The following is a 9,309-nucleotide window of genomic DNA, read 5'->3' as shown; positions in this document are numbered from 1 at the left end:
GGGACAGGGAGCGGGCCTTCGGCGTGCTTGCGCGCCTACGTCAGAGCGCCGGTGCCGGAGCGAACGGCGCGAGCTCCGCCGCCAGCTCCTCGTGCACCCGCACCTTGAGCAGGGTGCCCTCCGGGGTGTGCTCCTCGGAGATCACCTCGCCCTCGTCGTGGGCGCGGGCGACCAGCTTGCCGTGCGTGTACGGCACGAGCGCCTCGATCTCGACCGACGGGCGCGGCAGCTCGTTGTCGATGAGCGCGAGCAGCGTGTCGATGCCCTGGCCGGTGCGGGCCGAGACGGCGATGGACCGCTTCTCGACGCGCAGCAGCCGCTGCAGGGTCAGCGGGTCGGCCGCGTCGGCCTTGTTGATCACGACGATCTCGGGTACGTCGGTGGCGCCGACGTCCCTGATCACCTCGCGCACGGCGGCCAGCTGCTCCTCCGGGTTCGGGTGCGAACCGTCCACCACGTGCAGGATCATGTCGGACTCGCCGACCTCCTCCATCGTGGAGCGGAACGCCTCGACCAGGTGGTGCGGCAGATGGCGGACGAAGCCGACGGTGTCGGCCAGCGTGTACAGCCGTCCGCTCGGGGTCTCGGCCCGGCGCACGGTCGGGTCGAGGGTCGCGAACAGGGCGTTCTCGACCAGCACGCCCGCGCCCGTGAGGCGGTTGAGCAGCGAGGACTTGCCGGCGTTGGTGTAGCCCGCGATGGCGACCGAGGGCACCTTGTTGCGCTTGCGCTCCTGGCGCTTGATCTCGCGGCCGGTCTTCATCTCCGCGATCTCCCGGCGCATCTTCGCCATCTTCTCGCGGATCCGCCGCCGGTCCGTCTCGATCTTGGTCTCACCGGGACCACGGGTGGCGAGGCCGCCGCCCTTGCCGCCGCCCATCTGCCGGGACAGCGACTGACCCCAGCCGCGCAGCCTCGGCAGCATGTACTGCATCTGCGCGAGCGCGACCTGTGCCTTGCCCTCTCGGGACTTGGCGTGCTGGGCGAAGATGTCCAGGATCAGGGCCGTACGGTCGATGACCTTGACCTTGACGACGTCCTCGAGGTGGATGAGCTGGCCCGGGCTGAGCTCACCGTCGCAGATGACGGTGTCCGCGCCCGACTCGAGGACGATGTCCCGCAGCTCCTCGGCCTTGCCGGAGCCGATGTACGTGGCCGCGTCGGGCTTGTCGCGACGCTGGGTGACACCGTCGAGCACGAGCGCGCCCGCCGTCTCCGCGAGGGCGGCGAGCTCCGCGAGGGAGTTCTCCGAGTCCTGCACGGTTCCCGAGGTCCAGACGCCGACGAGCACGACCCGCTCCAGGCGGAGCTGGCGGTACTCGACCTCGGTGACGTCCTCGAGCTCGGTGGAGAGGCCCACCACACGGCGCAGGGCCGCGCGGTCGGAGCGGTCGAACTGTTCGCCGTCCCGCTCTCCGTCGATCTCGTGGCTCCAGGCGACGTCCTCTTCCATCAGGGCATCGGCCCGAAGACCCTCGGGGTGGCTCTGCGTGAAGCTCTTGGTGTCCTGGGAAGGGGAAGAAGAGGAGGTCATTGGATCCTTACGTAGCTGGGAAGCCGTTCACTGTGCAGAACGCACGAGCACTCCGGGAGATTCCCGGCGCTCCGTGCCGCGCCGACCCGTCGATAGTCGCACGGCACGGGGCGTCTCGTCACCGTGTTATCGGGCGGCTCCCGGCGCGGGCGCAGCCGGTTTCGCGGCCGCCTGAGGCTTCCAGTCCGGGTGTCCCGGCATCGGCGGGGTCTTCTCTCCGTACAGCCAGCCCTTGAAGAAGCCGTTCAGGTCACGCCCGGAGATCTCGGCGGCGAGCCGGATGTAGTCCTGGGTCGAGGCCGTGCCGTCCTGGTAGCGGCCGACCCAGGCGCGCTGCAGGCGTTCGAAGGCCGGGCGGCCGATCTCCTCGCGCAGGGCGTACAGGACGAGCGTCGCGCCCTCGTACACGTTGTGCCGGAAGATGCCGGTCTTGCGGCCGGGCTCGGGAACCTTCGGGGCGGCGGGCGGGCCGCCGAGCGCCCGCCAGCCGTCGGAGGCGCTGTACGCGTCCTTCATACGGTCCCGCATCGGCTTGCCGCCCCGCACCTCGGCGTACTGCGCCTCGTACCAGGTGGCGTATCCCTCGTTGAGCCACAGGTCCGACCAGGTGCGGGGGCTGACGCTGTCGCCGAACCACTGGTGGGCCAGCTCGTGGACCATGATCGACTCGACGTACCACTCCGGGTAGGCGGACTCGGTGAAGAGCTCCCGTTCGAAGAGGGAGAGCGTCTGGGTCTCGAGTTCGAAGCCGGTGGAGGCGTCCGCCACGAGCATGCCGTACGTCTCGAAGGGGTAGCGGCCGAGCTTCTTCTCCATCCAGGCGATCTGGGCGGGGGTCTTCCTCAGCCAGGGTTCGAGCGCCTTGCGGTCCCGGATCGGTACGACGTCCCGTACGGGCAGCCCGTGCGGGCCGGTGCGGTGCAGCACGGTGGAGCGGCCGATGGAGACCTGGGCGAGCTCGGTGGCCATGGGGTGATGGGTGCGGTAGGTCCACGTGGTCGAACCGTCGGACCTGGCCACACCGGCGGGCAGGCCGTTGGCGACGGCCGTGAGGTCCTTGGGCGCGGTGACCCGGATGGTGAACATCGCCTTGTCGGAGGGATGGTCGTTGCAGGGGAACACGCGGTGCGCGGCATCGGCCTGGTTGGCCATGGCGAGGCCGTCCGTGGTGCGTACCCAGCCGCTCTCCCGGCCCTTGGCGGACACGGGGTCGCTGGTGTGCCGCACGGTGATCCGCATCCAGTCGCCGTCCGGCACGGCTTCCTGGGGCGTGATCACCAGGTCCTCGCCGGCGGTGCTGAACCCGGCGGGCTCGCCGTCGACGTCGACCGAGTCGACCGTGCCGTTGGCGAAGTCGAGATTGATGCGGTCCAGGTCGGCGGTCGTCCGGGCCTTGATGGTGGTGACGGCCCGCAGCGGCCGGCTGTTGCTGCCGGGATAGGCGAAGGAGAGGTCGTACGACGCCACGTCGTAGCCGGGGTTGCCCAGGTACGGGAAGAGGCGGTCGCCGACGCCGAGCGGGACGACGGGGGCACTCGCGGCGACGAGGCAGACGGAAACGGCCGAGGCGAGCAGCGCCGCAGCCGTTCTCCGACGGCGCGAACGGGGGGCCTGGCTCTGGGGGGTGAGGAGCATGCCCCACGGCTATCAGCGCAGGCGAGCGCGATGGGGACGGCGCGCGTCCGGCCCGGCCGGGGCTCACCCGCCCGGCGGTCCGTCCGTACCTGCTCAGCCGCCCTGCGTCTGCGGCTGCGCCCGGCTGACGTCGTACACCCCGGCCACGTTGCGCATCGCGCGCATGAGGGCGGGCAGGTGGGCCGCGTCCGGGAGTTGCACGGTGTACGTGTGGCGTACCTGCTGCTGGGTCGGGGGTTCGACGGTCGCGGAGACGATCTCGGCGCCTTCGAGGGCCATGGCCTCGGTGAGGTCCGCGAGCAGATGGGGCCGGACGAACGATTCGGCGACCAGCGTGACCCGGCACTCGGTGGTGTCGCCCCAGCGCACGCCGACCTCGGGACGCCCCGCGTCCTTCATCCGGGCCACGGCGGCGCACTCGACGCGGTGCACGGTGACCGCTCCGCCCCGCACGGAGAAGCCGGTGATCGCGTCGGGCGGTACGGGCGTACAACAGCCGGCGAGCCGGACGGCCGCGTCGGGCAGGTCGGCGAGGACGTGGCCGGTGGCGGGGTGGGCGGAAGCCTGCTCGGCGGCCGGCCCGTCCGTGCTGGACGCGTCGCCGCCGGCGGGCCGGGGAGCCGCCGCGCGTTCCTCGGCCTGCCGGTCCTCCCGGGCCTCGCTCCGCTGGGCCTCGGCCTGCGCCGGGTGGGCGGTCAGCCACCGCTGAATGGCGATGCGGGCCGCGGGTGTGTGGGCGTGCTCCAGCCACTCCCGGGACGGCTCGGACGCCGGGTCCTGGCCCATGAGGAGCTGGACGGTGTCGCCGTCCTTCAGGACGGTGCTCAGCGTCGCCAGGCGGCCGTTGACCCGGGCGCCGATGCACGCGTGCGCGTCCTCGCCGTACTGCGCGTACGCGGCGTCCACGCAGGTCGCCCCCTCGGGCAGGCCGATCGTGCCGCCGTCGGGCCGGAACACGGTGATCTCGCGGTCCTGGGCGAGGTCCTCGCGCAGCGTCGACCAGAAGTGGTCCGGGTCGGGCGCCGCCTCCTGCCAGTCGAGAAGGCGGGAGAGCCAGCCGGGGCGGGTGGGGTCGACGCGCTCGCCGTCGGCCGGGTCGTCGGGGGCCGGTGCGTAGGGGTTGCCGAGCGCGACCACTCCGGCCTCGGCGACCTTGTGCATCTGGTGCGTACGGATGAGGACTTCGACGACCTGGCCGTTCTCCCGGGCGACGGCCGTGTGCAGGGACTGGTACAGGTTGAACTTCGGTACGGCGATGAAGTCCTTGAACTCGGAGACCACCGGCGTCATACAGGTGTGGAGTTCGCCCAGGACGCCGTAGCAGTCGGCGTCCTCGTTCACCAGCACCAGGAGGCGGCCGAAGTCGGAGCCGCGGAGCCGGCCGCGTTTGCGGGAGACGCGGTGCACGGAGACGAAGTGGCGGGGCCGGATGAGGACTTCGGCCGGGATGTCCGCCTCGCGCAGCACGGTCCGCACCTCGTCGGCGACCTCCGCGAGCGGGTCGTCCGCGCGGGCGGCGTTGCGGACGATCAACTCTCTTGTGTGCGCGTACTCCTCGGGGTGCAGGATCGCGAAGACCAGGTCTTCCAGTTCGGTCTTGAGCGCCTGGACGCCTAGCCGTTCGGCGAGCGGGATGAGCACGTCACGTGTCACCTTGGCGATGCGCTCCTGTTTCTCGGGGCGCATGACACCGAGGGTGCGCATGTTGTGCAGCCGGTCGGCGAGTTTGATCGACATGACGCGGACGTCGTTGCCGGTGGCGACGAGCATCTTGCGGAAGGTCTCGGACTCGGCGGCGGCGCCGTAGTCGACCTTCTCCAGCTTGGTGACGCCGTCGACGAGGTAGCGGACCTCCTCGCCGAACTGGTCGCGGACCTGGTCGAGCGTCACGTCCGTGTCCTCGACGGTGTCGTGGAGCAGGGACGCGGTCAATGTCGTCGTCTCGGCGCCGAGTTCGGCGAGGATCAGGGTCACGGCGAGCGGATGCGTGATGTACGGCTCGCCGCTCTTGCGCATCTGCCCGCGGTGCGAGGACTCGGCCAGGACATAGGCGTGGCGCAGGGGTTCGAGGTCGGCTTCGGGGTGGTGGGCGCGGTGGGCCTCGACCACGTGGCTGATGGCGTCGGGCAGCCGGTCGCGCGCGGCGGAGCCGAGGAGCGCGGCACGGCCCAGGCGGCGCAGGTCGATCCGGGGACGGGCCTTTCTGCGCGGGGCCGTCGGCGTCACCGGTGATGACACCGCGCCCGGCATCGGGCCTGGGGTCACGGAATTCGTGGCCTCCGCACTCATGGGCACCTCCGGCTGCGTGGACCGGCGGACGGGTGCCCCAGGGCGGACACGGCTCACGGGGCGGCTTCGGTCCCCCGTCCGGGCCGGTGCTTGATGCTACCGAGCCCACCACGCCCGGCTGACCGCCTCTCGCCGAGCGTGAAACTGATCACCCATTCGAGGGATGAATGTGAGGTTTGTGCCCCGTTACGTCACGACCATGACGGTCAAGATTCCGCCAAGTGGCCGGTTCCTACGGCGGTTTCGGGACGAGTGGCCGAGGGCACGCGGCTGTTTCGGGCCGATCGCCCCCTGCTCACGCGCCGGTGGCGGATTCCAGCCAGACCGAGTCGATCTCGCCCTCGGCCACGATCACGGCCGGGCCGGTCATCTCGATCTCGCCGTCGGACCGCTCGGTGATCACCAGGGTGCCGCCGGGGACGTCCACGGTGTATGTCGCCGGGGTGCCGGTGGCCGCCGGGTCAGCGCCGTCGCGCCGGGCGGTGGCCACGGCGACCGCGCACGCGCCCGTGCCGCACGAGCGGGTCTCGCCGGAACCCCGCTCGTGCACGCGCATCGCGACGTGCCCGGGGCCGCGGTCGATCACGAACTCGACGTTCACACCGTCCGGGTAGGCGGCGGCCGGGCTGAAGGGCGGCGGGGAGAGCAGGTCACCCGCGTGGGACAGCTCGTCCACGAAGGCGACCGCGTGCGGGTTGCCCATATTGACGTTCCGCGCGGGCCAGCTCCGCTCACCGACGCTCACCGTGACGTCGCCCTCGGGGAGCAGCGCCCTGCCCATGCCCACGGTGACGTCACCGTCCTTGGCGATGTGCACGGCCTTCACACCCCCGCGTGTGGCGACGGCGATGTCTCCTTCGGTCACGTGCCCGGCGCGCTGGAGGTAGCGCGCGAACACCCGCACGCCGTTGCCGCACATCTCCGCGATCGAGCCGTCGCCGTTGCGGTAGTCCATGAACCACTCCGCCTCGGCCGCCATGTGCCGGGCCTCGGGGTGCGCGGCGGAGCGCACGACGTGCAGCAGCCCGTCACCGCCGATGCCCGCGCGGCGGTCGCACAGGGCGGCGACGGCGGCCGGGGGCAGGTCGATGGTGTTCTCGGGGTCCGGGACGATCACGAAGTCGTTCTCGGTGCCGTGGCCCTTGAGGAAGGCGATCCGCGTGCGCGTGCTCATGCCTCGATCGTACGGGTCGCTCCGCGGGGAGAGCCGAGTGCGGGGGGTGAGATCCCGTGCGGTCCGTCGCGGTGTGCGGGTGCGTCGTGGCTGGTCGCGCCCGCGCGGCGGAGCCGCATGTTCGACGCAGCCCCGCGCCCCTTTGGGGCGCGGGCCTCAGGGCGCCGTGGCTAGCGGAGCCTTGCTACGCGCCAGACGGCGAGGACCACCACGACGCCCACGACCAGGGCATACGTGAGGACGACCCGCCAGTCCGGTCTGCGGCCGGAGCCGCGGGCCGGCAGACCCGGCCAGGTGTGGCCGACGCGGCGGGCGGCCATCATGCCCCAGCCGGCCGCGCATGAGCAGATCAGCAGTCCGAGCATGGCGATGACGGCACCGCTGTCGCCGAAGTCGAAGGCGAGCGGGAACGCGAACATCAGGGAGCCGAGTGCGGCCAGGCCCACGATGGGCGCGAGCTGCCAGATGCGCATCCGGCGCTGCGGGCGCAGCTCGACCTCGACCTCCTCCGCGAACATCTCGTCGGGCTCGGGGCCGTCGTCCGTCACACCCTGCGTCTCGTCGTCGGGCCCGTCGGAGCTGAGACGGTCCGTCTCCTGCTCGGGTCCGTCCAGGGGCTCGGGCCCGTCCAGGGGCTCGGGCCCGTCCAGGCGCTCCGGTCCGTCCCGGTGCTCCGGGCCGTCCAGACGCTCCGATTCATCCCGGTCGGCGGTGATGTGATCGGTGCTATGTGCGGTGTCGCGAGGGCCGGCCTCCATCGCCACGCGCCCTCCCAACTAGGACTCACTCGGTCGATCGAAGCTCGATGATGGCACGCCGCCGGAGGCCCGGATGACGGCCTGGGCGTCCCGATGCCATGACGTGATCAGGCTGTAACCGGTCGTTCGACCAAGGACAGCGCGAGCTGCGGAAGTTCTGTGAGATCGGCCGCAGCCCCACTCAACCAGTGCACCCGCGGATCGCGCCTGAACCATGAATCCTGACGGCGCGCGAAGCGCTTCGTGGCACGCACGGTCTCGGCCCGCGCTTCCTCGATCGTGCACTCCCCGGCAAGCGCCGCGAGGACCTGCTGGTAGCCGAGAGCGCGCGAGGCCGTACGCCCTTCTCGCAACCCCTGCGCCTCCAGTGCGCGCACCTCGTCCACGAGGCCGGCGTCCCACATCCGGTCGACCCGGCGTGCGATGCGCTCGTCCAGCTCGGGGCGGGCCACGTCGACGCCGATCTGGAGGGTGTCGTAGACGGAGTCGTGGCCGGGGAGGTTGGCGGTGAAGGGCCTGCCGGTGATCTCGATCACCTCGAGGGCCCGGACGACCCGGCGGCCGTTGCTCGGCAGGATCGCGCGAGCGGCCTCGGGGTCGGCAGCGGCCAGGCGGGCGTGCAGCGCGCCCGAGCCGCGCAGTGTGAGTTCCTCCTCGAGGCGGGCGCGGACCTCGGGGTCGGTGCCGGGGAACTCCATCTTGTCGACGGCCCCGCGCACATACAGTCCGGAGCCGCCGACCAGGATCGGCCAGCGGCCCTCGGCGAGCAGCGCCTCGATCCGCTCCCGGGCGAGGCGCTGGTACTCGGCGACGGACGCCGTGACGGTCACGTCCCAGATGTCCATGAGGTGGTGCGGGATTCCGCCGCGCTCCTCGGGCGTCAGCTTGGCGGTGCCGATGTCCATCCCTCGGTAGAGCTGCATGGAGTCGGCGTTGACGACCTCGCCACCGAGGCGCTGGGCCAGAAAAACGCCCAGATCGGACTTTCCGGCCGCAGTTGGTCCGACGACGGCGATGACGCGGGGGGCGGTGGGTGCACTGCTCACCGACACAGTCTCGCAAACCTCGAACCCCGCTCTCGAACGAGTTACGTGACGCGACAGCTCCGGGGTCGTTGCCCGTTGCGAGGTTCCTGCCGCCGGATCACCGAGGCGGTGGCCCGGGTCACGCAAACGGACGCACCGGGCAACGCGGGATTTCGCCCGCACGAGTAACGTATGGAGTGGATATGGGCGTTTTTGCACGACTTCTCCGGCGGTCGAAGGCCACGGCTGAGGCGCCTGCCGCCGAGGCTCAGGCAGACACGGCGAAGGCCGGGCCCGAGTCGGAGGAGGCGACCGAGGCCCCGGAGGCGAAGGGGGCTGACGGAGCCGCGGAAGCGGCCGAGGCGAGTGCCGAGGCCCCCGCCGAGGCCACCGAGGGCGAGGGCGTCGACATCCCCAAGCAGCAGTCCACCGACAAGGCGGCAGACAACGAGGCCGGCGAGGGCGCCCGTACGTGACCGCCCCGCGCGAGGGAAGGTGAAGCGATGGGTCTCCTGGACAACATGAAGGCCAAGCTGGGCCCTGCCAAGGGCAAGGTCTCGGACCTCGCGCAGCGGCACGAGGGCAAGGTGCACCACGGTCTCGAGAAGGCCGCGCATGCCGTCGACAAGAGGACCAAGGGCAAGTACAGCGACAAGATCCAGTCGGGTACGGGCAAGGCCAAGGGCGCCATGGACCGACTCGCTCACAAGGGCGACAACGGACCGGACACGGCCGGCACGACACCGCCGCGGGATGCCGGCGGCGCAACACCACCGCCGACCGCGGGCGGCACCAAGCCGCCGGAGGGACCGCCGCCCACTTCCTGAGTGCGCATCGGCGCACCGCAGGTTTCTGCACTCAATAGCGCAGTAACGCAATAAAGCAGTGCTGAAA

8 protein-coding genes are annotated in these 9,309 nt (G+C 71.4%); 2 read left to right on the top strand and 6 right to left on the bottom strand.

The features are described 5' to 3' along the window. Window positions 1-40: 40 nt before the first annotated feature. The 6 genes from hflX to miaA form a co-directional block, all read right to left on the bottom strand. On the bottom strand, window positions 41-1,534 hold the full coding sequence (gene hflX, locus ACFTZL_RS35085) for a GTPase HflX (protein WP_382591436.1): 1,494 nt from the start codon (window positions 1,532-1,534) through the stop codon (window positions 41-43). A 126-nt stretch (window positions 1,535-1,660) separates the two neighbouring features. After that, complete coding sequence (locus ACFTZL_RS35080) at window positions 1,661-3,169, bottom strand: M1 family metallopeptidase (protein ID WP_382591433.1); 1,509 nt, start codon at window positions 3,167-3,169, stop codon at window positions 1,661-1,663. A gap of 93 nt (window positions 3,170-3,262) precedes the next feature. Next, entirely contained in the window at window positions 3,263-5,458 is a 2,196-nt protein-coding gene (locus ACFTZL_RS35075; RefSeq protein WP_382591431.1) for a RelA/SpoT family protein, read from the bottom strand. 295 nt (window positions 5,459-5,753) lie between these two features. Beyond that, on the bottom strand, window positions 5,754-6,632 hold the full coding sequence (gene dapF / locus ACFTZL_RS35070; RefSeq protein WP_382591428.1) for a diaminopimelate epimerase: 879 nt from the start codon (window positions 6,630-6,632) through the stop codon (window positions 5,754-5,756). A 170-nt stretch (window positions 6,633-6,802) separates the two neighbouring features. Continuing rightward, on the bottom strand, window positions 6,803-7,390 hold the full coding sequence (locus ACFTZL_RS35065; protein WP_382591438.1) for a hypothetical protein: 588 nt from the start codon (window positions 7,388-7,390) through the stop codon (window positions 6,803-6,805). A 107-nt stretch (window positions 7,391-7,497) separates the two neighbouring features. Then, a complete protein-coding gene (gene miaA / locus ACFTZL_RS35060) occupies window positions 7,498-8,436 on the bottom strand; it encodes a tRNA (adenosine(37)-N6)-dimethylallyltransferase MiaA (protein WP_382591425.1) in 939 nt (312 codons plus the stop codon). Between the two features lie 182 nt (window positions 8,437-8,618). Here miaA and ACFTZL_RS35055 point away from each other — a divergent pair, with 182 nt between their 5' ends. Beyond that, a complete protein-coding gene (locus tag ACFTZL_RS35055; protein WP_382591422.1) occupies window positions 8,619-8,891 on the top strand; it encodes a hypothetical protein in 273 nt (90 codons plus the stop codon). A gap of 27 nt (window positions 8,892-8,918) precedes the next feature. After that, a complete protein-coding gene (locus tag ACFTZL_RS35050; RefSeq protein WP_382591419.1) occupies window positions 8,919-9,242 on the top strand; it encodes an antitoxin in 324 nt (107 codons plus the stop codon). Window positions 9,243-9,309 lie beyond the last annotated feature (67 nt).

Origin of the sequence: Streptomyces sp. NPDC056948 (assembly GCF_042674225.1) — a bacterium.
Taxonomy (GTDB): Bacteria; Actinomycetota; Actinomycetes; order Streptomycetales; family Streptomycetaceae; genus Streptomyces; species Streptomyces purpurascens.
Note: the sequence above shows the minus strand (reverse complement) of the source record. Positions and strands in the feature narration are given on the sequence as shown.

Excerpts from the sequence above, each read along its gene's own strand:
- hflX (WP_382591436.1), bottom strand. The coding sequence starts at position 1,534 with ATGACCTCCTCTTCTTCCCCTTCCCAGGACACCAAGAGCTTCACGCAG.
- ACFTZL_RS35080 (WP_382591433.1), bottom strand. The coding sequence starts at position 3,169 with ATGCTCCTCACCCCCCAGAGCCAGGCCCCCCGTTCGCGCCGTCGGAGA.
- ACFTZL_RS35075 (WP_382591431.1), bottom strand. The coding sequence starts at position 5,458 with ATGAGTGCGGAGGCCACGAATTCCGTGACCCCAGGCCCGATGCCGGGC.
- dapF (WP_382591428.1), bottom strand. The coding sequence starts at position 6,632 with ATGAGCACGCGCACGCGGATCGCCTTCCTCAAGGGCCACGGCACCGAG.
- ACFTZL_RS35065 (WP_382591438.1), bottom strand. The coding sequence starts at position 7,390 with ATGGAGGCCGGCCCTCGCGACACCGCACATAGCACCGATCACATCACC.
- ACFTZL_RS35055 (WP_382591422.1), top strand. The coding sequence starts at position 8,619 with ATGGGCGTTTTTGCACGACTTCTCCGGCGGTCGAAGGCCACGGCTGAG.
- ACFTZL_RS35050 (WP_382591419.1), top strand. The coding sequence starts at position 8,919 with ATGGGTCTCCTGGACAACATGAAGGCCAAGCTGGGCCCTGCCAAGGGC.